The 22,851-nt window shown below is 57.0% G+C and carries 19 protein-coding genes; 7 read left to right on the forward strand and 12 right to left on the reverse strand.

The annotated features are described in order from the left end of the window. Positions 1-78: 78 nt before the first annotated feature. Positions 79-1,314: a phosphoadenosine phosphosulfate reductase gene (locus OGV67_RS21635; protein WP_286466058.1), complete on the forward strand. Its 1,236-nt coding sequence runs from the start codon at positions 79-81 to the stop codon at positions 1,312-1,314. Continuing rightward, complete coding sequence (locus tag OGV67_RS21640; protein ID WP_012133386.1) at positions 1,287-1,904, forward strand: IbrB-like domain-containing protein; 618 nt, start codon at positions 1,287-1,289, stop codon at positions 1,902-1,904. Before OGV67_RS21635 ends, OGV67_RS21640 begins: the two co-directional genes overlap by 28 nt. Here the strand turns inward: OGV67_RS21640 and OGV67_RS21645 are convergent, their stop codons facing one another. Beyond that, entirely contained in the window at positions 1,905-3,065 is a 1,161-nt protein-coding gene (locus OGV67_RS21645) for a pyridoxal phosphate-dependent aminotransferase (protein WP_024130556.1), read from the reverse strand. 130 nt (positions 3,066-3,195) lie between these two features. Here OGV67_RS21645 and OGV67_RS21650 point away from each other — a divergent pair, with 130 nt between their 5' ends. Continuing rightward, complete coding sequence (locus OGV67_RS21650) at positions 3,196-4,284, forward strand: oxidoreductase (RefSeq protein ID WP_047458216.1); 1,089 nt, start codon at positions 3,196-3,198, stop codon at positions 4,282-4,284. A gap of 276 nt (positions 4,285-4,560) precedes the next feature. Here the strand turns inward: OGV67_RS21650 and OGV67_RS21655 are convergent, their stop codons facing one another. The 7 genes from OGV67_RS21655 to entC form a co-directional block, all read right to left on the reverse strand. Next, positions 4,561-4,758, reverse strand: coding sequence for a YbdD/YjiX family protein (locus OGV67_RS21655; protein ID WP_012133390.1), 198 nt, complete (start codon positions 4,756-4,758; stop codon positions 4,561-4,563). 60 nt (positions 4,759-4,818) lie between these two features. Further along, positions 4,819-6,924 (reverse strand): pyruvate/proton symporter CstA, encoded by a 2,106-nt coding sequence (cstA, locus tag OGV67_RS21660; protein ID WP_012133391.1) that lies wholly within the window; start codon positions 6,922-6,924, stop codon positions 4,819-4,821. Positions 6,925-7,098: 174 nt separating this feature from the next. Beyond that, on the reverse strand, positions 7,099-7,512 hold the full coding sequence (gene entH, locus OGV67_RS21665; RefSeq protein ID WP_012133392.1) for a proofreading thioesterase EntH: 414 nt from the start codon (positions 7,510-7,512) through the stop codon (positions 7,099-7,101). Between the two features lie 2 nt (positions 7,513-7,514). Beyond that, positions 7,515-8,270 (reverse strand): 2,3-dihydro-2,3-dihydroxybenzoate dehydrogenase EntA, encoded by a 756-nt coding sequence (entA, locus tag OGV67_RS21670; protein WP_115614976.1) that lies wholly within the window; start codon positions 8,268-8,270, stop codon positions 7,515-7,517. Next, positions 8,270-9,127 (reverse strand): isochorismatase, encoded by an 858-nt coding sequence (locus tag OGV67_RS21675; RefSeq protein WP_047458220.1) that lies wholly within the window; start codon positions 9,125-9,127, stop codon positions 8,270-8,272. The genes entA and OGV67_RS21675 overlap by 1 nt, the downstream gene beginning before the upstream one ends. A gap of 13 nt (positions 9,128-9,140) precedes the next feature. Next, the gene (entE, locus tag OGV67_RS21680) at positions 9,141-10,751 is read right to left on the reverse strand and encodes a (2,3-dihydroxybenzoyl)adenylate synthase EntE (RefSeq protein ID WP_115614977.1); all 1,611 of its coding nucleotides are present in this window, start codon (positions 10,749-10,751) and stop codon (positions 9,141-9,143) included. A 9-nt stretch (positions 10,752-10,760) separates the two neighbouring features. Further along, positions 10,761-11,936: an isochorismate synthase EntC gene (gene entC, locus OGV67_RS21685; protein ID WP_060815865.1), complete on the reverse strand. Its 1,176-nt coding sequence runs from the start codon at positions 11,934-11,936 to the stop codon at positions 10,761-10,763. A gap of 187 nt (positions 11,937-12,123) precedes the next feature. Between entC and fepB the strand changes: the two genes are divergently transcribed. Continuing rightward, positions 12,124-13,080 (forward strand): Fe2+-enterobactin ABC transporter substrate-binding protein, encoded by a 957-nt coding sequence (gene fepB, locus OGV67_RS21690; RefSeq protein ID WP_110494549.1) that lies wholly within the window; start codon positions 12,124-12,126, stop codon positions 13,078-13,080. Positions 13,081-13,123: 43 nt separating this feature from the next. On the opposite strand, the gene entS is transcribed toward fepB, so the two are convergent. Further along, positions 13,124-14,374 carry an enterobactin transporter EntS gene (gene entS, locus OGV67_RS21695; RefSeq protein ID WP_071259793.1) on the reverse strand — a complete coding sequence of 417 codons (1,251 nt, stop codon included), beginning with the start codon at positions 14,372-14,374 and terminating at the stop codon, positions 13,124-13,126. A gap of 111 nt (positions 14,375-14,485) precedes the next feature. Between entS and fepD the strand changes: the two genes are divergently transcribed. From fepD to fepC, 3 genes are read left to right on the forward strand one after another with little or no spacing between them, the layout of a single operon-like run. Beyond that, a complete protein-coding gene (fepD, locus tag OGV67_RS21700) occupies positions 14,486-15,493 on the forward strand; it encodes a Fe(3+)-siderophore ABC transporter permease (RefSeq protein ID WP_012133399.1) in 1,008 nt (335 codons plus the stop codon). Next, complete coding sequence (gene fepG, locus OGV67_RS21705) at positions 15,490-16,482, forward strand: iron-enterobactin ABC transporter permease (protein WP_286466065.1); 993 nt, start codon at positions 15,490-15,492, stop codon at positions 16,480-16,482. The genes fepD and fepG overlap by 4 nt, the downstream gene beginning before the upstream one ends. After that, positions 16,479-17,276: an iron-enterobactin ABC transporter ATP-binding protein gene (gene fepC, locus OGV67_RS21710; RefSeq protein ID WP_049010817.1), complete on the forward strand. Its 798-nt coding sequence runs from the start codon at positions 16,479-16,481 to the stop codon at positions 17,274-17,276. Before fepG ends, fepC begins: the two co-directional genes overlap by 4 nt. A gap of 72 nt (positions 17,277-17,348) precedes the next feature. On the opposite strand, the gene wzz(fepE) is transcribed toward fepC, so the two are convergent. The 3 genes from wzz(fepE) to OGV67_RS21725 all read right to left on the reverse strand — a co-directional run bounded on the left by wzz(fepE) (position 17,349) and on the right by OGV67_RS21725 (position 22,836). Then, a complete protein-coding gene (wzz(fepE), locus tag OGV67_RS21715; RefSeq protein ID WP_071259795.1) occupies positions 17,349-18,485 on the reverse strand; it encodes an LPS O-antigen length regulator Wzz(fepE) in 1,137 nt (378 codons plus the stop codon). 251 nt (positions 18,486-18,736) lie between these two features. Then, complete coding sequence (gene entF, locus OGV67_RS21720) at positions 18,737-22,621, reverse strand: enterobactin non-ribosomal peptide synthetase EntF (protein ID WP_115614978.1); 3,885 nt, start codon at positions 22,619-22,621, stop codon at positions 18,737-18,739. Next, complete coding sequence (locus tag OGV67_RS21725; RefSeq protein ID WP_058668745.1) at positions 22,618-22,836, reverse strand: MbtH family protein; 219 nt, start codon at positions 22,834-22,836, stop codon at positions 22,618-22,620. Before OGV67_RS21725 ends, entF begins: the two co-directional genes overlap by 4 nt. Between the last annotated feature and the right edge of the window lie 15 nt (positions 22,837-22,851).

The raw sequence follows: 22,851 nt of genomic DNA on the forward strand, positions 1-22,851 counted from the left end.
TGATTATATCATATAATATATATAATTATTTTTCTGTATTCTACACATAGCCATTTTCCGTTCAGGTATGAACTCATTATGTCTGTTTATAAAATCCCACTTGACCAAAATGTTTTGGAAGCTGCGGAAGAGCGCATTACATGGACACTCACCACCTTACCGCGTATTTGCGTGTCATTTTCCGGGGGGAAAGACTCAGGGTTGATGCTGCACCTTACCGCCGGAATCGCGCGTAAGTTAAAGAAGAAGATCTGCGTATTATTTATTGACTGGGAAGTGCAATTCTCCTGCACAATTGACTATGTTCAGTCATTACGCGAACAATATTCCGATGTCATTGAACATTTTTACTGGGTTGCCCTGCCGCTCACCACTCAAAATTCGCTGTCGCAATACCAACCCGAATGGCAATGCTGGGACCCGAATGCCGAATGGGTGCGTCAACCGCCTGCCGACGCCATTACCGATCCGGCTTACTTTCCTTTTTATCAGCCAGGCATGACCTTCGAACAATTTGTTCGCGACTTTGCCGAGTGGTTTTCAGAAAAGCGTCCTGCGGCGATGCTGATCGGCATCCGCGCTGACGAATCTTACAATCGGTTTGTCGCTATCGCCTCCCTGAGCAAACAGCGTTTTGCGGACGACAAACCCTGGACGACCGCCGCTCAGGGCGGGCACACCTGGTATATTTACCCGATGTATGACTGGAAAACGGCAGACATCTGGACATGGTTCGCAAAAACGAAGCAGCCTTGCAACCCGCTTTATAACCTGATGTACCAGGCCAACGTGCCGCTCCGGTATATGCGCATCTGCGAACCTTTCGGCCCGGAGCAACGTCAGGGATTGTGGCTCTATCATGTCATTGAACCCGAACGCTGGGCAGCAATGTGCGCCAGGGTAAGCGGCGTGCGCAGCGGAGGGATATATGCAGGCCAGGATAACCATTTTTACGGCCATCGAAAAATACTGAAACCCGAGCACCATAGCTGGCAAAGCTACGCCATGCTGCTGTTGGACAGCATGCCGGAACAGAGCGCCGAGCATTACCGCAACAAAATCGCGGTCTACCTGCAATGGTATAAAAAGAAAGGAATGGAGAACATTCCACAAACGCAGGAAGGCGATATCGGCTCCAAAGATATCCCCTCATGGCGACGTATCTGCAAGGTGCTATTGAACAATGATTACTGGTGTCGGGCGCTCTCATTCAGCCCGACAAAGCCTAAACACTACCAGCGCTACAATGAACGCATGAAAGCAAAGCGCAAAGAATGGGAGATTTTATGCAACAGCGACTCACCCAACAAATAACCGACTTTCTCTCCACGCTGAACGAAGAAGAGAGAATTGCGGCAATCAACGAATTCAGGATGGCGATCCACCGCGTCAGCCCCTTTCGCGATCAGCCGGTAGACTGCGTGCAATGGGTAAAAAACGAACAAATCGAGCCTAATGATTACAACCCAAACAATGTGGCGCCCCCGGAGAAAAGGCTCCTGCTAAAGTCTATTGAGGTAGATGGCTTCACGCAGCCTATTGTCGTTGCAGAAACGGCGGCAGAAAAATATGAAATCGTGGATGGCTTTCACCGTCACGAACTCGGTAAAGGGAAATCCACATTACGCTCAAAGTTAAAAGGCTATCTTCCCGTCACCTGTCTGGAACGCAATCGCCATGAACGGATTGCGGCGACCATTCGTCACAACCGCGCCCGTGGCCGTCATCAGATTCACGCGATGTCGGAAATTGTGCGAGAACTCTCCCTGTTGGGCTGGGACGAGACGCGAATCGGAAAAGAGCTGGGCATGGATAAAGATGAAGTCCTGCGTCTGAAACAAATCAACGGCCTACAGGAACTCTTTGCCGACCGTCGATTCTCCAAAGCCTGGACCGTAAAGTAATTACAATTTACACAAGCGTTCTGCGGCCGCCAGCAGCGTGGATTCCTGCTTGGCAAAACATAAGCGGATAAGTTTATGTGGGAAAGGATCGGCGCAAAATACCGACAGCGGAATCGCCGCAACGCCGATTTCCCGGGTCAGCCACTGGCAGAAATCCACGTCATTGAGGTCTGATACCGCACTGTAATCCACCAGCAGAAAATAGGTGCCTTCGCAGGGCAGGATTTCCAGACGACTGTCACGCAGGGCATTAACCAGAACGTCACGCTTCTTCCGGTAAAATGCGGGTAAATCGCGGTAATGTTCCGGTTCAGCACGCAGCATATCGGCCAGCGCCAGTTGCGCCGGTGTGTTGACGCAGAACGTCAGATACTGATGCACTTTACGCAATTCCGCGCTGATCGCCGCTGGCGCTACGCAGTACCCCACCTTCCAGCCGGTCATATGAAAGGTTTTACCGAATGACGAGACCGCAACAGCACGCTCACGTAACTGCGGATGCGCCAGTACGCTGGCATGGCCTTCTGGCGCAAAGCAGATATGCTCATACACTTCATCGCTTAATACATAGATTTCGCGATCGCCAATCGCCTGCCACAGCGCTTCAAAGTCGGCTTTGCGCCAGACGGTCGCGCTCGGGTTATGCGGCGTATTGAGGATCACCAGCCGGGTACGTTCGCTCAGTAACGCAGCAAATGCCTGCCAGTCAACGCGAAACTGCGGCGGCTGAAGCGCCAGACGTTTCAGCACGCCGCCGGACAGTTCAACGGCTGGCGCGTAGCTGTCATAGCTGGGATCGAAGCAGATCACCTCATCTCCCGCACGAACCAACGCGGTGATAGCGGCATACAACGCTTCCGTTGCCCCCGCCGTTACCGTCACCTCGCTCCCGGCATCAGCCTTATAGCCGTATAACGCCGCCGTTTTTTCCGCAATGGCTTCGCGTAATGCAGGCACGCCGGTCATTGGCGCATATTGATTCGCCCCTTGTGCAACATGCCAGGCCAGACGTTCCTGTAGATAGCGCGGGCCATCGAAGTCAGGAAATCCCTGAGACAGGTTAATCGCCTGATGCTCCTGCGCCAGGGCACTCATTTGTGTAAAGATTGTGGTGCCTAAATTAGGCAGTTTGCTTTGCGGAATCAGTGGGTTATTACTCATAGTTATCATACCCGAGGGTGATGTCGATGTTGAAACCACTATAACACGATGTTAGCATTTGGCAATCAAGACGCTTAGACGTCTAAATAAAAACAACTCCCGGACAGCGCAGCCACAAGGACAACACACCATGAGCAACACTGACATCCGCGTCGTTACCGGCCCGGCTAACTACTTTTCCCATACCGGCAGCCTCTCCAGACTGAAGGATTTTTTCAGCGCCGGGCAACTCTCCGCCGCAGTATGGGTGTATGGCGAACGTGCGATTGCCGCCGCCCGCCCTTACCTGCCGGATGCGTTTGATCTTCCGGGAGCCAGACACCTGCCGTTTACCGGCCATTGCAGCGAAAGCGATGTGAAACAACTGGCCGCGAAAGCAGGCGACGACCGCCGCGTAGTGATCGGTATCGGCGGCGGCACGCTGCTTGATACCGCCAAAGCCCTTGCCCGTCGGCTACAACTCCCCTTCGTGGCGATCCCGACTATCGCGGCCACCTGCGCGGCCTGGACACCGCTGTCGGTCTGGTACAACGATGCCGGTCAGGCGCTGCACTTTGAAATTTTTGACGACGCCAATTATCTGGTGCTGGTAGAGCCGGAAATCATTCTCCGCGCGCCAGAGGCCTATCTGCTGGCCGGCATCGGCGACACGCTGGCAAAATGGTACGAAGCCGTTGTATTAGCGCCACAGCCAGAAACCTTACCGCTTACCGTGCGTCTGGGCATTAACGGCGCGCTGGCGATCCGTGATGTGCTACTGGAGAGCAGCGAACAGGCGCTGGCGGACAAAGAACGTGGAGAACTCACCCAGGCATTTCGCGATGTGGTGGATGCGATTATTGCCGGGGGCGGCATGGTCGGCGGTCTTGGCGAGCGTTATACCCGTGTGGCGGCGGCACACGCCGTCCATAATGGGCTCACCGTATTGCCGCAAACCGAGAAGTTTCTGCACGGCACCAAAGTGGCTTATGGCATTCTGGTGCAAAGCGCATTGCTGGGTCAGGATGAGGTACTGGCGCAGCTTATCGCCGCTTATCAGCGCTTTAGTCTGCCCACCACGCTGGCGGCGCTGGATGTCGATATCCAGAACCAGGCGGAGATTGATAACGTGATTGCCCACACCCTGCGCCCGGTTGAATCCATCCACTTTCTGCCGGTGACGTTAACGCCAGCCACATTACGCGCCGCGTTTGAAAAGGTAGAGTCATTTACGGTTTAGCGGCGGCTTGCCGGATGGCGGCTGCGCCTTATCCGGCCTGTAAAATACCCCGTAGGCCCGGTAAGCGTAGCGCCACCGGGCAAAACAAAACATCAGCGTAGGCCCCGTAAGCGTAGCGCCATCGGGCAAAACAAAACATCAGCGTAGGCCCCGTAAGCGTAGCGCCATCGGGCAAAACAAAACATCAGCGTAGGCCCGGTAAGCGTAGCGCCACCGGGCAACACAAAACATCAGCGTAGGCCCGGTAAGCGTAGCGCCACCGGGCAACACAAAACATCAGCAGCAACGTGCGCCGCCTTTCCCGCCATAACGCGCATCCTGCCGCTCACGAAAAAATTCTTCGTAAGTCATTGGCGTCTGATCCGGGTGCGTCACGCGCATATGCTCAACGTAGTTGTCATAGTCCGGCACGCCAATCATCAGTTTTGCCGCCTGACCCAGATATTTCCCGGCCTTAGAAAGCGTATCAAACATCGTTACCACCTGTGACGCAAATGCCCTCTCCCGTTAAGAAGAGGGCCGCTTATTTAAAAATTAGTGCGCGCCTTTCGCCTGCGCCACAATCTCTTCAACGTTTTCCGGCATGGCTTCATACGGCGTTTCTTTCGCCGTCGGTTTGTCCTCTTTCAGCGCTGCCAGCGCAGTTTTGATTGAGAACAGGGCCAGAACCACCACCACAACCATGAAGAAGATGGTCAGACCGGCATCCAGACGGTTGTTGAACACCAGCTGCGCCAGCTGAGACTGCGTGTACTGCGCAGGAATATCGCCACTGTCGATCATCGCCTGGAATTTATTGGCGATCGCCAGGAAACCAATTTTGGTATCCGGGCTAAACGCTTTCTGCCAGCCTGCGGTCAGCGTACAAATCAGCAGCCAGGCGGTAGGCACCAGCGCCACCCATGCGTAACGCTGACGTTTCATCTTGAACAGTACAACCGCGCAGAGCATCAGCGCCATACCCGCCAGCATCTGGTTCGCGATACCAAACAGCGGCCACAGGGTGTTGATCCCTCCTAACGGGTCCACCACGCCCTGGTGCAGGAAGTATCCCCACGCCAGCACGCACAGCGCCGTCGCTAACAGGTTCGCAGGCAGTGAATCCGTACGTTTCAGACCCGGAGAGACCACGCCCAGCAGATCCTGCAACATAAAGCGCGCCGCACGCGTACCGGCATCAACCGCCGTCAGAATGAACAGGGCTTCAAACAGAATCGCGAAGTGATACCAGAACGCCACATCCATCATACCGCCCAGCGCGCCGTGCAGGATGTAGGCCATCCCCACCGCCAGCGTTGGCGCGCCACCGGCACGAGAAATAATGGATTGTTCGCCCACTTCGTTGGCAATCTGATGCAGCGTATCAGGCGTAATCGCAAAGCCCCAGCTACTGACTACCTGCGCAGCAGAGGCAACCACATCAGCGGTTCCGGCTGGCGCCAGTACGGCCATTGGGCTGTTCATGGCGAAGTAAACGCCCGGATCGATGATACATGCGGAAACCAGCGCCATAATCGCCACGAAGGATTCCATCAACATCCCGCCGTAGCCGATAAAGCAGGCCTGCCCTTCGTTCGCCAGCATCTTCGGCGTGGTGCCGGAAGAGATCAGCGCATGGAAGCCAGACACCGCGCCACAGGCAATGGTGATGAACAAGAACGGGAACAGGTTACCGGTCCACACCGGGCCGGTGCCATCCACAAATTTGGTCAGCGCAGGCATCGTCAGCGTCGGACGCATAATCAGAATACCGACGGCCAGACCGACAATCGTACCAATCTTCAGGAAGGTTGAGAGGTAATCACGCGGCGCCAGCAGCAGCCATACCGGCAGAACCGCCGCCACAAAGCCGTAGCCCACCAGCATCCAGGTCAACTGTACGCCGGTAAAGTCAAAATACGGCGCCCAGGTTGGGCTTTCCGCCACCCAGCCACCGGAGATGATGGCAAAGACAAGGAACACCAGACCAATAACAGACACCTCGCCAATACGTCCCGGACGCAGGTAACGCAGGTAGACGCCCATAAAAATGGCCAACGGAATGGTGAACGCAACGGTGTACGTCCCCCACGGACTGTGGGTCAGGGCTTTCACGACGATCATCGCCAGTACCGCAAGGATAATCACCATGATCATGAAACAGGCCACCAGCGCGATCACACCAGCCGTTGGACCCATCTCTTCTTTAACCAGTTCACCCAGCGAGCGACCGTCACGACGGGTAGAAACAAACAGCACCATAAAGTCCTGCACCGCGCCTGCCAGCACAACCCCGGCAAGCAGCCAGATCATACCGGGCAGATACCCCATCTGCGCCGCCAGCACCGGCCCAACCAACGGCCCTGCCCCGGCAATCGCCGCAAAATGGTGACCGAACAGCACTTTCTTATCGGTAGGTACGTAGTCCAGACCATCGTTATGACGCACCGCAGGCGTCATGCGCGTCGGGTCAACCGCCAGCACATTTTTGGCGATATACAGACCATAAAAACGGTAGGCAATGAGGTAGACACAAACTGACGCCACGACGATCCATAGCGCGTTGATCTGTTCCCCACGGTTTAACGCAATATATCCCAGGGCAAATGCTCCCATAACGGAGAGCAATGTCCAGACGAGGTATTTCCCTGATTTGTTCATAGTTGTTGTCCGTTTGCGTGTTGTGTTCCAGAGAGATGTTACATTTTGTTTCTATAACACCTCTGCTGGTTTTAACAACCTGACAACGCTATAAAACTGATTATTTACATTGCATTGTTAACTGGATCACTTCATTGCCGGTCAACGCTGCAACATCATTGCATTTTGTTGGGCCTAGCCCATCACCGCCGTCCCCAGGCGGCAGGTACAGCAACGTCGTCCCTGTTCGTCAAAAATCACAATTTCCCAGCTCTGGCTTTGCCGACCCAGATGCAGCGGCTGGCAAACGCCGCGCACCTTCCCCTGCGACACGGCGCGATGATGCGTGGCATTCAGCTCGGTTCCCACCACACACTGGCCGTCACGGGTCATCAGATACCCGGCCATTGACCCCAGGGTCTCCGCCAGCGCCGCCGAAGCGCCGCCGTGTAACAGGCCGAAAGGCTGATGCGTTCGCGCATCGACGGGCATTTCCGCCTCCAGCACGTCATCGCCCAGACGGGTATAGACGATCGCCAGATGCGCCACCATCGTGTTCAGACTGGTGGCGTTCAGCTCATCAAGCGTTAAATGGCGTTTCCAGATCATCGCTACGCTCCCAGGGTTGAACCACCGTCAACCACAATGTCCTGTAGCGTAATGTGGCTGGCCAGATCGGACGCGAGGAATAAAATGGTATTCGCGATTTCCTGCGGACGCGCGATTTTACCCAGCGGAATGCCAAGCTTAAACTGCTCGCCAAAGCCACGAATACGCTGTTGTTCCGCATCATCGCTCACCCACAGCGTGCGCTGCATATCGGTATCGGTAGATCCCGGAGAGACAACGTTACAGCGAACGCCGCTGCCCGCCAGCTCCAGCCCAACGGTCAGCGCCAGGCTTTTCAGCGCCGCTTTGGACGCGCCATAGGCGCTCATGCCAGTGCGCGGCGTGTGCGCCGCATCAGACGCGACGGTAACAATCGCCCCGCCCTGCTGCTGACGAAATTGCGCCATCGTCTGCTGGAAGAGGTTAAACGCGCCGCCGACGTTGACGGCGAACGTCTGCTGCCAGTCCTCGGCGCTTAGCGCATCGGTCGCCCCCATCCGTAAAATCCCGGCGGCATTCACCAGCACATCCAGCCGTTCGGTTTGCGCCAGCACGCGCCGGCAAACCTGCGCGACCTGCGCGGCGTCTGCGACATCCAGCACTTCGGTCGCAAAGGGATACGCATCCTGCGTGAACTCGCGATCGAATCCCGTCACCTGCGCGCCAGCCGCAACAAACGCCAGCGCCGTGGTATAACCAATCCCTTTTCCCGCGCCGGTCACCCAGACGGTTTTGCCGTTAAAATCCAATCCGGCCATCACTTCACCTCACGGGAAAGCAGCGTCCACCAGGCATCGATCGTCGGGTTTTTCGCCAGCATCACGAAGTCGATATCGCCATGCACTTTACGCCAGCGAGCCGCCAGCGCCATCATACGTACAGAGTCCAGCCCATAATCAATCAGGTTTTCATCATCCAGCGGCTCGTCGGATTCATCCAGCAGCGGCAGGATCAGCGCCCGCAACTCTGCTTTGCTCGCCGGAACCGGCGTCGGCAGCAGTTCCTGCGTCATCACCACGCGACCGGAGCGACCGGCAACGTAATTAAGCGACATCACATGTTCTTCACGGCTGAAATCGGCCAGCGCATCCGCCACCATAAACGGCTTGATATCGCGCATGAAAGCGTCGGTCGCCGTGGTCATACAGCCAATGTGCGCATACACACCCGTGATAATCAGCTGATTACGCCCGGTTTCTTTTAACATCTGCTCCAGCGGCGAACGGTGAAACGCGCTGTAGCGCCATTTCACCAGCACGGTGTCCGCCTCGTCCGGCGCCAGCGCATCGACAATCTTTTGCTGCTCGGGAGAACGCGTCAGGCCCGGCCCCCACATATCGTTCAACAGGGCGCGATCTTCATCGCTCTGATCTTTCGGCTGAGCGGTGTAATAGACCGGAATGTTGTGCTCTTTGCAGTACTGACGCAGGGCGGCGATATTCGCGATCACCTGTTCCATCATCGGGCAGTTGTCGCCCCAGAAGCTGACAAAATAATCCTGCATATCGTGGATCAACAACGCAGCGCGTTCAGGTTCAAAGGCCCAGTTCACTTTATTGGGCGGAATATCGAGCGCGCCAGGCAGCGCGTACGCCTGCAATTTCGGAATTGCCATCTCTCTTTCTCCTTCAGGTCAGTGAACGTGACGCCAGCCACTGACGTAATTGTTTTTTATCGACTTTACCGACCGGGGTCAGAGGCAACGCCTCGACGCACTCCACGCGATCCGGCAATTTGAATTCGGCGACCCCCTGCTCACGCAGGAAGCGGCGTACCTGTACCGCGCGCAGCGACTCTTTCACCACCAGCCAGGCGCAGCTTTTTTCCCCCATCAGCTCATCTTCCATGCTGACCAGCGCGGCATGAATTACGGCCGGGTGACGCAGTAACAGGTTTTCAATCTCTTCAGCGGCGATCTTCTCCCCGCCGCGATTGATCTGATCTTTTTCACGTCCCTGCACGGTGATATAGCCATCTGGATCAATGGAGATCAGATCGCCGGAGCAGTAAAAGCCGTTGGCATCAAACGCGCTGGCGTTATGCTCCGGGCTTTTAAAATAGCCGCGAAACGTGTACGGCCCGCGCGTCATCAGGCGTCCCGTTTCCCCCTGCGGCAGCGGATTGCCGTCAGCGTCAGCCACCCAGACCTCATCGTCCGGGCACATCGGGCAACCCTGAGTATTGATGATGCGCTCCGGGCTGTCGTCCAGACGGGTGTAATTCACCAGTCCTTCTGCCATGCCGAATACCTGCTGCAACTGACAGCCGATTTCCGCCGGAATACGCGCGGCAAGCGTCGCTGAAAGCCGCGCGCCGCCTACCTGCAACAGTTTCAACGAGGCCAGTTGCGCGTTGCTGCCCCACTCCTGAATCGCCTGCAACCACAGGCTCACCGCAGGCGGCACCAGCGCCGTTGAATTAATCTGATGCTTTTCAATTAACGGGAAACAGAGCGTAGCGCTCGGGTCAGCCGCCAGCACCACCGTTCCCTGGGCCAGAAAGACACCCAGCGATCCCGGCGAACTCATGGCGTAGTTATGCGCAGCCGGAATCGCGCATAAGAAACGCGTGGCTTCGGTAAAGTGGCAAATTTCATTGCTGCGGCGCACGCTGTAGTAATAATCATTATGGGTGCGCGGGATCAGCTTCGGCGTTCCGGTTGTACCGCCGGAAAGCTGGAAATAAGCCACCTCATCGGCAGGTGATGGCGTGGCGGTAAAATCAACCGCAGGCTGGTCAATCGCCGTTTGCAGGTTGTGTTCACCCGCATCGTTGAGCAACAGCACCACACGCACGGAATTGTGTTCGGCAATAAACGTATTGAGGAAGTCGTCCCCGGTGAACAGCGCGTGCTGGCGATCAGCAATCACCAGCGCCGGTTCAATTTGCTTCGCGTAAGCGTTAAGTTCCGTCCGTTGATGGCTGAACAGCGCCAGAACCGGTGCGACGCCGAGCTTCAGCAGTGCGAAGAAAGTGATATACAGCTCCGCCACGTTGCTCAGTTGCACCAGCGCGGTTTCGCCGGGTTTGATCCCCTGACGACGCAGGCTACAGGCCAGATTATCCGCCGCCTGGTTCAGTTCGCGATAGCTCAGGTGTCTATCGCCATCAATCACCGCCGTTTTATCGCTGTCTGCGTGGCGGGTTAAAATATCGGTCAGCGGCAGATCCTGCCAGTACCCTTTTTCACGATAGCGGCGGGCAAACTCCTCCGGCCAACGGGTGAAAGGAATGGTCATCATCGCTCCTTAATGCAGTCCAAAAACGTTCAACATAGTAGAAAGCTTCACGCCGGTCTCGCGCCACTCCGCTACCGGAGAGGAAGCAGGCACAATCCCGGCGCCTGCGAACAGGCGAACCTGGTTTTGTCGCAGCTTCGCGCAACGAATCGTCACGACCCACTCGCCGTTTCCTTCAGCGTCACACCAGCCGACGATGCCGCCGAACAGTTCACGATCGAACGGCTCCAGTTCGGCAATTAATTTTTTCGCCACCTGATGCGGGAAACCGCTCAACGCAGGCGTCGGATGCAGCAGACACGCCAGCGTCAGGGCATTTTCTTCCGCATTCGCCTTACCTTCGAACGGCGTACCGAGATGCCATAACGTCGGGGTGGTGATCAATTGTGGAGATGCGGGCAGTTGTAATTCACTGCTGCGGTCGCGCAGCACCGTCTTCATGGCCTGAGTGACCAGCTCATGTTCGTGTCTGTCTTTTTCAGAAGCCAGCAGTCGGTTGCCCGCTTCACGATCCAGCACATCATCAGGCTGGCGACGCGCCGACCCGGCCAACGGCAGCGAACTAAAGCGCTCGCCCTCTTTACGCAGCAGCAATTCCGGGCTGGCGCCAAGCAGCACGCCGCCATCCTCCAGAGGCACATGGAAGTTGTAACTCACCGGGTTCTGCGCCACCAGCCGCTCCAGCAGCGCGCCGCTGTCAATGGTGGCATCGGTCGTAATATCAATCAGGCGTGACAGAACCACTTTGTCAACTTCAGGCGTCGCCGTCAGCGCTGCCGCGCGCGCCACCATCGCTTCAAACGTTTCCTGTTCAGGGATACTTTTACGATCAACAACATTCAGTGCCTGATGCCCGGTAAAGTAACGCGAGGATTGTTGCTTTGCCGGTCGGGAGAAGGTCTGCCAGGACTCAGGAATGAACAGCGAGGATGGCTGGCGGGTATCAAAGGGGATAGCGCCGACCATAACAGGATTTGCGATACCCTGCGCTCTGGCGTCGGCAAAGGCTTGCTGTAATTTTTGTTGGAAGGGGCTGTCTAACGAATCCCCGTCAACCGCTGGTTCAGCGAAACGGGCGAAGCATCCTGACGTCGTAAAGCTGCGATACGGCGACATAAAGAAAAAGCGATCGGGGGTGAGCGTTGCCATTTTCTGCTGAACTTCCTCGGCCAGTGACGTATCCATATCATCCTCCAAAAATGATAAAGGCTTTAATAATGATTATCATTTATATTTTCGGGCGCTAACCTAAAAGTAAACAGACAGCATGTCAACTCTTGGGGTAGCACAATGTGCGACTTAGACTTGCATCCCTTCCCGCTAACAATGAAAATGAGAAGCATTAACTCCATTAATAACAGGACGCTGATTCGTGAGACTTCCCCTGCTTTGCAGAACATCCCTGATACTGGTTGGGCTTTTCATTTCAGGAATTTCTTTAGGTCATGCCGCTGACTGGCCGCGCCAGATCACCGACAGCCGCGGCACGCATACGCTGGACCATAAACCTGAACGTATCGTCTCTACCAGCGTGACCCTGACGGGCTCGCTGCTGGCGATTGATGCTCCCGTTGTCGCCAGCGGAGCGACCACCCCTAACAACCGCTTTGCCGACGATCGGGGATTTCTGCGTCAATGGAGCGACGTTGCGAAAGCGCGCAAGCTGGCGCGCCTGTACATCGGCGAACCAAGCGCTGAAGCCGTTGCCGCACAAATGCCGGACCTTATTCTGATTAGCGCAACCGGCGGCGACTCTGCGCTGGCGCTGTACGATCAGCTTTCTACTATTGCCCCCACGCTTATCATCAATTACGACGATAAAAGCTGGCAGTCTCTGCTGACGCAACTGGGCGAGATCACCGGCCAGGAAAAACAGGCCGCCGCGCGCATCGCGGAATTTGATAAACAACTGGCGACCGTTAAACAACAGCTCACATTACCGCCGCAACCGGTCAGCGCGCTGGTCTACACCGCTGCCGCACACAGCGCCAACCTGTGGACGCAGGATTCAGCCCAGGGCAAGCTGATGGAACAGTTAGGCTTTACGCTGGCGCCCCTCCCTGCCGGACTGCAAACCAGTAAAAGCCAGGGCAAACGTCATGACATCATCCAGCTTGGCGGGGAAAACCTGGCGGCAGGTCTGAACGGCGAAGCGCTGTTCCTGTTTGCCGGTGATAGCAAAGATGCCGACGCTATTTACGCCAACCCACTGCTTGCTCACCTGCCTGCCGTGCAAAACAAGCGCGTTTATGCGCTGGGCACCGAAACGTTCCGTCTGGACTACTACAGCGCAACGTTACTGCTTAACCGTCTCGCCGCGCTGTTTTAATTTATTTGCCGGATAGCGGCCAATGCCCTGTCCGGCCTGCATTTTAAAGCGGTGCGCCATCTGGCACCGGCGGCGGCTGGCGAAAACGACGCAACTCGCCCAGCAGCAGCATTAACAACAACCCAACGATCACCAGCCCAAACCCGCTCACGCTCGCTGACGCAACCGGCGTCATCATGGCGCCCAGCCCGCCCAACAGCGCTGCGCCGATGGCGTCACCGGTCACGTTTTGCGCCGTCCACAGGCCGTTGATTCGCCCGAGCATGGCTTCCGGCGTTTGCGTCTGCAACAGGGTGTATTGCAGTAACGAGCTAATCGCGCTGAGCCAGCCGAACAGCGCCAGACAGATCACCCCGAGCAGCCAGACAGGCATCAGCCCAAACAACCCAATCGCCAGGAACGACCCTACGGTGGAAGCCAGCATCAACAGTCCAGGGCGAACGCTGTGCGCCAGTTGCCCGCTGGTTAACGCGCCAACAGCCGCCCCCAATGGGATAGCGGCATAAAGTAAACCGATTTGCGCGGCGGACATGTGCCAGTTAATCGCCAGCGCCGGATAAAGCACGCGCACCGCGCTTGCCATCGTCAAAAGTCCGCCAAGCAACGCAATGCCGCCAATGAGCGGGCTGGAGAGTAAGAAACGGAACGCCGCCAACAGCGATTTCAACGGATGCTCACGCGGTTGCGGCGGCGGCGGGAGCGCCGGAAGGCTCAGCAACGGCAGCAGCGTGATAAATGTTCCTGCCGCCGCCAGACCGTAGTTCCAGGCCACGCCGCCGGTAGCCAGCAATACGCCGCCCAGCATCGGTGAAATCACCGATCCCAGACGCACCGTCAGCATCGTAATCGCCCCGGCCTGCATAAGGTTTTCTCGCCCTACCAGCGCAGGCGTCGCCGCCAGTAGCGCCGTAACCCCCAGCGAGGCAAAAAAGCCATCCCACAGACCGAGCAGATAGATTGCCAGCAGCGAAGGTTCCGGCAACAGCGCGTTCAGACACAGGCCAATAAAGCCAATACCGCAGGTGCCGCGCGCCAGCAGGATCACCTTTTTACGTTCATAACGATCCGCCAGCACGCCGCCGACCATCAGGCCAACAAACATCGCGCTGCCGGTCAGCGTCACCGACAGACCAACCTGCCACGTCGAGTGGGTCATCATCTGGATCTGTACCGGCACCGCTACGCCCAGCAGGCCCAGCGAGACAATAGAGATAAAACGGGCGAGGAAGACAGCGCGAAATGCAGGGTGCGTCTTCAACAGGCTGAGATTCAGCAGCCAGGATTGTCGATTCATTACAACGCCTTAATGCGAACTTTTTTTAAATATCCATTCAATGGCTGCACATGCTAACATAACCGAATAAGATCGATAACGATAATTACTATCATTATCAGGGAAGTTGATATGTCATGCTCTGTTTCCGTGGCACGCGCCATCGCCGTGCCCGGCTTGTTGTTATTACTTATTCTCGCCACGGCATTAAGTCTGGCTATCGGCGCAAAATCACTGCCTGCGTCCGTCGTACTTGAAGCAATTACCGGCACCTGCCAAAGCGCTGACTGCACCATCGTGCTGGACGCGCGATTGCCGCGCACGCTGGCTGGCCTGTTGGCTGGCGGCGCACTGGGGCTCGCCGGGGCGTTAATGCAAACGCTCACCCGCAACCCGCTTGCCGACCCGGGCATTCTCGGCGTCAATTCCGGCGCCAGTTTCGCGATCGTACTCGGCGCGGCGCTGTTTGGTTTTTCCTCTCCACAGGAACAGTTGCTGATGGCGTTTGCCGGGGCGCTGGTCGCCTCGCTGATTGTCGCCTTTACCGGCAGCCAAGGCGCCGGGCAGTTAAGCCCGGTTCGCCTCACGCTGGCGGGTGTCGCGCTCGGCGCAGTGCTGGAGGGGCTTTCCAACGGTATCGCGTTGCTGAACCCGGATGTGTACGATCAGCTCCGTTTCTGGCAGGCCGGCTCGCTGGACATTCGCAGTCTGCAAACGCTCAAGGTTATTGTCGTGCCGGTGCTGATTGCCGGTGCTACCGCGCTGTTTCTCAGCCGCGCGCTGAACAGCCTGAGTCTCGGTAGCGATACTGCCACCGCGCTGGGCAGCAAAGTGGCGCGTACCCAGCTCATCGGCCTGCTGGTGATTACCGTGTTATGCGGCAGCGCGACGGCGGTTGTTGGCCCCATCGCGTTTATCGGTCTGATGATGCCGCACATGGCCCGCTGGCTGGTGGGGGCGGATCACCGCTGGTCGCTGCCGGTCACGTTGCTGGCGACCCCGACCCTGCTGCTGTTTGCCGATATTATCGGGCGACTCATCGTTCCCGGTGAATTGCGCGTTTCGGTTGTCAGCGCCTTTCTCGGTGCGCCAGTGCTTATTTTCCTCGTGCGGCGCAAGCAGCGCGGAGGTGCCGTATGATGCACCTTTCCCGCCGCCTGATCATAAGTTGTCTGCTACTGGTGCTCGGCTGTATCGCTGTTGGCTTGTGGAGCCTGCGCAGCGGCGCCGTTACGCTGGAAGTCTCGCAAATCATCAATGCGTTGCTGGGAGACGCCCCGCGCAGCATTACCCTTGTGGTGACCGAATGGCGTCTGCCTCGCGTGCTGATGGCGCTGCTGATTGGCGCCGCGTTGGGCGTCAGCGGCGCGATTTTTCAGTCGTTGATGCGCAACCCGCTGGGTAGCCCGGACGTAATGGGTTTTAACACCGGGGCCTGGAGCGGCGTGCTGGTGGCAATGGTGCTGTTTGGCCAGAACCTGACGGCGATCGCGATGGCGGCGATGGCTGGCGGGATTCTCACCTCGCTGATCGTCTGGCTGCTTGCCTGGCGCAACGGCATTGAGACCTTCCGGCTGATTATTATCGGCATCGGCGTGCGCGCCATGCTGGTGGCGTTCAACACCTGGCTGCTGTTGCAGGCGTCGTTAGAAACGGCCCTCTCCGCCGGATTGTGGAACGCCGGGTCGCTCAACGGACTGACCTGGGCCAAAACGTGGCCCTCGGCACCGCTGATCGTTCTGATGCTGGCGTGTGCCGCATTGCTGGTACGTCGTCTGCGCTTGCTGGAAATGGGCGATGACAGCGCCTGCGCGCTTGGCGTCAGCGTTGAACGTTCCCGGTTAATGATGATGCTGGTCGCCGTGGTGCTGACCGCCGCTGCGACGGCGCTCGCAGGCCCGATCTCTTTCATTGCGCTGGTTGCGCCGCACATCGCGCGGCGCCTTAGCGGCATGGCACGCTGGGGGTTAACCCAGTCCGCATTGTGCGGCGCGCTGCTGCTGCTGGCCGCCGACCTGTGCGCTCAACAACTGTTTATGCCTTACCAGCTTCCGGTAGGCGTCGTCACCGTAAGCCTCGGCGGTATTTACCTTATCGTCTTGTTAATTCAGGAGTCCCGCAAAAAATGACCGAATCAGTAGCCCGTTTGCGTGGCGACCAGTTAACGCTGGGTTATGGCAAGTATACCGTCGCGGAGAATCTGAACGTTTCTATCCCGGATGGTCACTTCACTGCCATTATTGGGCCGAATGGCTGCGGCAAATCAACGTTATTGCGTACGCTAAGCCGTCTGATGTCGCCCGTACATGGCCACGTCTGGCTCGACGGCGAGCATATTCAGCACTACGCCAGTAAAGAGGTGGCGCGACGAATCGGCCTGCTGGCGCAAAACGCCACCACGCCGGGCGATATCACCGTACAGGAGCTGGTTGCCCGGGGCCGCTATCCGCATCAGCCTTTGTTTACCCGCTGGCGCAAAGAAGACGAAGACGCCGTCGCCGGTGCGATGCGCGCCACGGGGATTACCCACCTGGCGACGCAAAGCGTGGACACGCTTTCCGGCGGGCAGCGGCAGCGAGCATGGATAGCCATGGTGCTGGCGCAGGAAACGTCCATCATGTTGCTGGATGAACCGACGACCTGGCTGGACATCAGCCACCAGATCGACCTGCTGGAACTGTTGAGCGAGCTGAATCGCGAGAAAGGTTACACCCTCGCTGCGGTTCTGCACGACCTTAACCAGGCCTGCCGGTATGCCACGCATTTAATCGCGTTACGTGAAGGCAAGATCGTCGCAGAGGGAGCGCCAAAGGAGATTGTGACAGCGGATCTTATTGAGAAAATTTATGGATTACGTTGCACGATCATCGACGATCCGATCGCCGGAACGCCGCTGGTTGTGCCGCTGGGTCGCTCGAAGTAATCTCAATGGCTGATGGTTAACAATACAGGCCCGGTCAGCGACAGCGCCACCGGGCGATTTGCCGGATGGCGCTTAGACTAACCGTTCTTCCAGTTGAATCGCATCATCCAGTTTACGGGACAGCATGGCATGACGCAGCAGAACACCGCCGCACGCGATCATACCGCCCAACAACGCAGCCAGAATCACGATCAACGCTTTGCCCGGGCCGTCTTTTTTCACTGGCAGCGAAGGCGATAGCTGATATTTAAACGGCATAAATTTCACATCATTGATATTCATCGCGGTCAGTTGCTCTACGTAATACTGGCGATTGCGTATTTCAGCGTTAATTTCCGCAACGTCCGTGACGGACTTTTCAATTTGCAATTTTTGCGCAATACCGTCGGCGCCCAGAGAAATAGAGAAATCCGGGTCGTCTTTTACCGCCTGACCATTACTGTAGACCGGCTTCTTAATCCCGGCGGCGTTGGCAATCTCCAGGGAATAATTGAGTCGCTGAATGTTCGCATCAAGCTGGTTGCGCAATCTCACCCGGTCCATCGCCAGTTTTTCTTTCTCGAAATGCGTTCTGGTGTCCAGCTGGTTACGAATATTCTCCAGCGTCTCTTTCACGACGATGTCCGACACATACTGGATATAGCCGGCCAGCACCTTCTGCGCCTCTTCTTTCGTTGGCGCAGTAAAACTCAATGTCCACGAGGTAAATAACGACGTCTCGTTTTTCTTACCGGCGTTGGTATCCACCGCGTTCATCTTTTCACTGAGCGCAACAATCGCCCGATGCAGTTCCATTTCATCAATATCCGCCCCTTTCAATTGATCCATCACATATGGGGAGGCGCGAAGATATTCATCCAGCAGCGATGTTGAGCTGAATTTCTTAATGAAAAGCGTAAAGACGGCGTCTCGCTGCAAATTAATGTCGAGGTTCAGCACACGCAATGTGGTCAGCGTTTTTTCCAGCGCCTGCCACTGTACGGCCTCTGCCGGGGTGACAATCGCCCGACTGGTCCATTTCTGCGGCAGAATAAAGGACAGCAGAATACCTGCCAGCGCAAACGCAAAAACAGTCGCAATAATGCGATTTTTCGCCCGCCATAAAACATCAACAAGGCTTAACAAATCAATTTCATTACTGTTTGACGGCGCTAACGGATAGCCAGTAAATTCCGAATCTTTTTCCTGCTTAACATTGAGTGATGACATGTTGTGTAACCTGACATTGAGTCCAATGAATAAAAACATCCTTTCTAATATTCTAACAGCATCTCAGAATTATCCGAAACGATCTTTGTTTGTTCCACAGGTAGCATGCAATATTCAGAATTTTACCAACTGTCTGATTATGTTTCACTTATGTTAAATCAATGCTGAAGACAAATAAAAAGCCCATAATAATTGGTAGCTATTATGGGCATCAGTAGAATTAGATTTTTAAAGGCGTCAGAACGCTTCGCTTACTGGTCGAGCAATGCGCGAATAATCGGCCCGATATTCTCAAACGCGGCAGGTGAAATAATATCGACGTGGGCGCAATCCTGGCGGTAGATATCCAGTTCTGCCATCCACGGCGCCCAGCTGCGTTCAGGGCTTATTCCTTCCGGCAGGGTGCGCTCCGCGACAAACAGCGTTGCGCGTCCATCGAACGGTACGCTATGCGCGGTTGTCAGAAGCCGCACGGCATCGGCGTAGTTTCCTTCGATGGTGCTGAATAACTCCCTGGAGGCATTTCCCTGTTGCGCAGCAAGGAACGCTTCACGTTCACGCGCGATCTCCGCTAACACTTCAGGGTCCAGACCATTGGCCTCTTTTTCCTGCCAGTTTTGCGTTTCCGGCGGCCAGGTATCCAGCAGCCCGAGGAAGGCAACCGTTTCGCCACGCGCACGCAAGCGCGCCGCAATGCCCTGGGCCAGCGTTCCGCCCAGCGAATACCCCAGCAGGTAGTAAGGCCCATGCGGCTGCTGCGCCAGCAGCGTTTCCAGATGACGCTCACACACCTCATCCAGATTCGCAGCCGTTTGCATCGGTCCATCAGGCCTTGGCGACTGAATCCCCGTAATTGACCAGTGTGGGCTGAGATAACGAGCCAGCACGCTAAACTGCCAGGCAAAACCGGACGCCGGATGGAAGCAGAATAACGTTGGTCCACTGCTTTCACGCAGCGGCAGGAGCGTTTCAAAGCCCAGACGCTGAGATTGCTCGTCATCGGCGGAATCCAGCAACGCGCTAAGCTGACCAACGGTTGACGCCACCATCACCTGCCCCGGCGTCACCTGACGCCCGGACGCGCGGCTCAACTGCGCGGCGAGTTTCATCGCCAGTAACGAATGCCCGCCCAGCGCAAAGAAGTCGGCCTCCACATCATTGACCTCGCAACCCAGCAGGTCGGCAAAGGCGTCAGCCACCGTTTTTTCCGTCCCTGGTAATGGCGCGCGCCCCGGCGTACGTTGCGTCAGTTGCGGCATCGGCAGCGCTTTACGATCCAGTTTCCCGTTTGCGCTGAGCGGCAGTTCCACAAGCTGTAGCAGAACCACAGGCACCATATGCGGCGGTAATGTCTCGCGTAACCGTTCCTGAAGCGCCGGAATATCCAGCGGTAAGCCGGATTGTGACACCAGATAGCCTACCAGTTGGCGGGCATCGCCTCCTGTCGCGGCCGCCTGGTTAAACACACAGGCGTGAGCCACGGCGTGCTCGACGTCCGGCAGCGTTTGCATAACCCGATCAATCTCGCCCAGTTCAATGCGCTGACCACGAATTTTTAGCTGATCGTCGCTGCGGCCAAGGTACTCTACCGCGCCATTTTCCAGCCAGCGCGCCACGTCTCCGGTGCGATACATGCGTTCGCCCGGCATAAACGGATCGGCAATAAAGCGACTCGCCGTCAGATCCGGGCGCCCCAGATACCCCTGCGCCAACTGGATGCCGGTCAGGTATAAATCACCCGCGGTGCCCGGCGGCACCGGGCGCATCATCGCATCAAGAATACACAGCCCGGTATTCCAGACCGGATAGCCAATCGGCACGCTGTTTCCGGTGACATCCGCCAGTTCTTTGCCGCAGGCGGGATACCAGCTGACATCCACCGCCGCTTCCGTCGGCCCGTACAGATTGTGCAGCGGCGCGCCGGTCAACTGTTCCCACTCGCGGCACAGCCCGGCGGGCAGCGCCTCGCCGCTACAAAATACGCGCTGTAGCGTAGCGCAGCTTTCATGAGCGGATTCAGGAGTGAGCGAGGCGACGAACGCCGCCAGCATTGACGGGACAAAGTGGGTGGTGGTCACACCATACTTCGCAAAGAAATGCTGCATGGCAATCGGATCGCGGTGCGCGTCCGGCTCCGCCATCACCAGCTTCGCCCCGGCAATAAACGGCCAGAAGAATTCCCACACCGAAACATCGAAACTGCACGGCGTTTTTTGTGCGACCACATCCTCTGCCGTTAACGGATAGTGATCCTGCATCCACAGCAGGCGATTCACGATCGCGGTTTGCCCGACCATTACCCCTTTCGGCCTGCCGGTCGAACCGGATGTAAAAATGATGTATGCCGTATGGTGCGGCAACGACAACGCCAGCGATTCAGCGCCGCTCGTCGGCAGCAGCGCGTTGTAGCACAGGCTTTCTACGCCGGGGATATCGTTAAATCGCGGCAGCTGTTCTGCGGTTGTGATCAGTAATTTCGGCTGCGCGTCTTCGAGCATCATTCGCAGACGATCGTCTGGATACCCCGTATCTAACGGCAGCCAGGCGGCTCCGGCCTCCACAATACCGTGCAGCGCCAGCGTCAGGAAAACCGAGCGCGGCAACGCCACCGCGACGCTGTCGCCCGGTTTAACGCCACGTTCACGCAGCAGGTGCGCCAGGGCGATCACCTGCTCGCGCATCTCCTGATAACTGAGCTGATGGCGCGCATCAGCCAGCGCGGGCGCGTCCGGCGTTTTGCGTGTCTGTTCGTCAACCAGCGCGCTGAGCGTCGTGAGCGGTATGCTTACCGCCGTATCATTAATCTGCGCCAGTTGCGCATATTCGGCAGGCAGGAGCATTTCGGCATCGCCGCAGCGCAGCGCCGGATTGTCCGCAAACTGGCGTATCAGCGCCGTCAGTCGCGACGCATGGCAGGATAACGTCGCCTCATCATAGCGCTGTTTGTTGGCTAAGATTTCAATGCTCAGGCCGCCCTCTTCATCCGGGAACAGCGCCAGTTCAAGATCGTTAACCGGGCCGGTCGCCAGCGTATGGGTTTGCGCCTGTACACCGGGAATATCCAGTTGATAATCAAAGACCTTCACGTTCAGTACCGGGCCAAACAGCGGCTCTTCACCCGCCGCGCGGCCGCTGTCGCGAACGATCTGTTCGGCGTCATAACGCTGATGGCGACGCATTTTTTTCATCTGCCCGGCAAGACGCGTCGCCAGTTCCGGCAGCGTTTCCGCCGCATTAATGCTTACCCCTAACGGCAGGACGTTCAGTACCGGGCCGGTCGCCGTTAACGCCGCCGATCCCATACGCCGCATGAATATAAATCCGGCGGCATAGTCCATCCGACCGCACAGGCGGCCCAGCCATAGCGCCACCAGCGCCAGCGCTAAATCCGCACGCTGAATATCAGACATGCGTGCCGCCAGCTGACGGAAAACACCGTCGGGCACATCCAGTTTCATACGCAAAATATCGGCGCTGGCCGCCCGCCCGGGAAGCGGCGCAGCCGACAGCGAAGCGGGAGGCGGCAACTGGCGACGCTGCTCCGCCCAGAAGGCGCCATCGCGTTGATAAGCCTCGCTCTCACGGTAACGCTGATACTCCTCCACCACGTCAGCAAATGGCGTAAACGGCGAGTCGGGCGTCGGGGCGTTACACTGCCAGGCGCGGTAAATCGCCGCGATCTGACGGGTTATCGCCGGGAAACTGAAGCCATCCACCAGTAGATGGTGATAACGCTGATACCAGTACCAACGGGTATCATCGACCTGAATCAACTGGTGGAACGCCAGCGGTTTGCCGCCATCAACGCGTAGATTTTGTCGCAGATCGGCCTGCATCCGCGCCAGCGCCGCCGCATGCGGATCGGGCTCGTCACGCAGATCGATAAGCTCGGGTTGTGCAAACGTGAATGTCGGGTCCACCCACTGCCAGACCTCGCCGTTATCTTCAGTAAATCGCATGCAGAGGGTATCCGCTTGCGCCATACCGGTTACAACCGCCTGCGCCAGCAGAGGGGCATTCAGCGTGCCGTGTAATTCCACATAGTGCGCCACGCTCCAGGCGGAAGGCAGCGTAGAGAGTTTTTCCGCCATCCAGATCCCTGGCTGGGCGGCCACTAACGGTAAACGCGTGGTCATTGAGCCTCCTGCGCAGCGGCGTAATGGGCGGGAGTTAGCGTGGTCCAGTGCGCATCCAGCCACTGCTGGCAAAGCGCCTGCGATTGCGGTTCGCACACCACCTGCCAGCCCGCAGGGAGAGAACACTGCTGTGGCCAGAGACTAAATTGACGCTGCGGGTTTTGCAGAATGTAAAATTGTCCCTGCGGGTTATCGAAGGGATTACTGAATTCCATACTCAACTCCTGTCG

The organism is Citrobacter sp. CK188 (assembly GCF_030333525.1).
Classification (GTDB): domain Bacteria; phylum Pseudomonadota; class Gammaproteobacteria; order Enterobacterales; family Enterobacteriaceae; genus Citrobacter_B; species Citrobacter_B koseri.

Coding starts and splice junctions, on each gene's coding strand:
- entF (WP_115614978.1), bottom strand. CDS start 22,621: ATGACCACGCGTTTACCGTTAGTGGCCGCCCAGCCAGGGATCTGGATG.
- OGV67_RS21650 (WP_047458216.1), top strand. CDS start 3,196: ATGAGCAACACTGACATCCGCGTCGTTACCGGCCCGGCTAACTACTTT.
- OGV67_RS21640 (WP_012133386.1), top strand. CDS start 1,287: ATGCAACAGCGACTCACCCAACAAATAACCGACTTTCTCTCCACGCTG.
- entE (WP_115614977.1), bottom strand. CDS start 10,751: ATGACCATTCCTTTCACCCGTTGGCCGGAGGAGTTTGCCCGCCGCTAT.
- entH (WP_012133392.1), bottom strand. CDS start 7,512: ATGATCTGGAAACGCCATTTAACGCTTGATGAGCTGAACGCCACCAGT.
- fepD (WP_012133399.1), top strand. CDS start 14,486: ATGTCATGCTCTGTTTCCGTGGCACGCGCCATCGCCGTGCCCGGCTTG.
- fepC (WP_049010817.1), top strand. CDS start 16,479: ATGACCGAATCAGTAGCCCGTTTGCGTGGCGACCAGTTAACGCTGGGT.
- entA (WP_115614976.1), bottom strand. CDS start 8,270: ATGGCCGGATTGGATTTTAACGGCAAAACCGTCTGGGTGACCGGCGCG.
- entC (WP_060815865.1), bottom strand. CDS start 11,936: ATGGATACGTCACTGGCCGAGGAAGTTCAGCAGAAAATGGCAACGCTC.
- OGV67_RS21645 (WP_024130556.1), bottom strand. CDS start 3,065: ATGAGTAATAACCCACTGATTCCGCAAAGCAAACTGCCTAATTTAGGC.
- fepG (WP_286466065.1), top strand. CDS start 15,490: ATGATGCACCTTTCCCGCCGCCTGATCATAAGTTGTCTGCTACTGGTG.
- OGV67_RS21635 (WP_286466058.1), top strand. CDS start 79: ATGTCTGTTTATAAAATCCCACTTGACCAAAATGTTTTGGAAGCTGCG.
- OGV67_RS21655 (WP_012133390.1), bottom strand. CDS start 4,758: ATGTTTGATACGCTTTCTAAGGCCGGGAAATATCTGGGTCAGGCGGCA.
- cstA (WP_012133391.1), bottom strand. CDS start 6,924: ATGAACAAATCAGGGAAATACCTCGTCTGGACATTGCTCTCCGTTATG.
- OGV67_RS21725 (WP_058668745.1), bottom strand. CDS start 22,836: ATGGAATTCAGTAATCCCTTCGATAACCCGCAGGGACAATTTTACATT.
- entS (WP_071259793.1), bottom strand. CDS start 14,374: ATGAATCGACAATCCTGGCTGCTGAATCTCAGCCTGTTGAAGACGCAC.
- OGV67_RS21675 (WP_047458220.1), bottom strand. CDS start 9,127: ATGGCAATTCCGAAATTGCAGGCGTACGCGCTGCCTGGCGCGCTCGAT.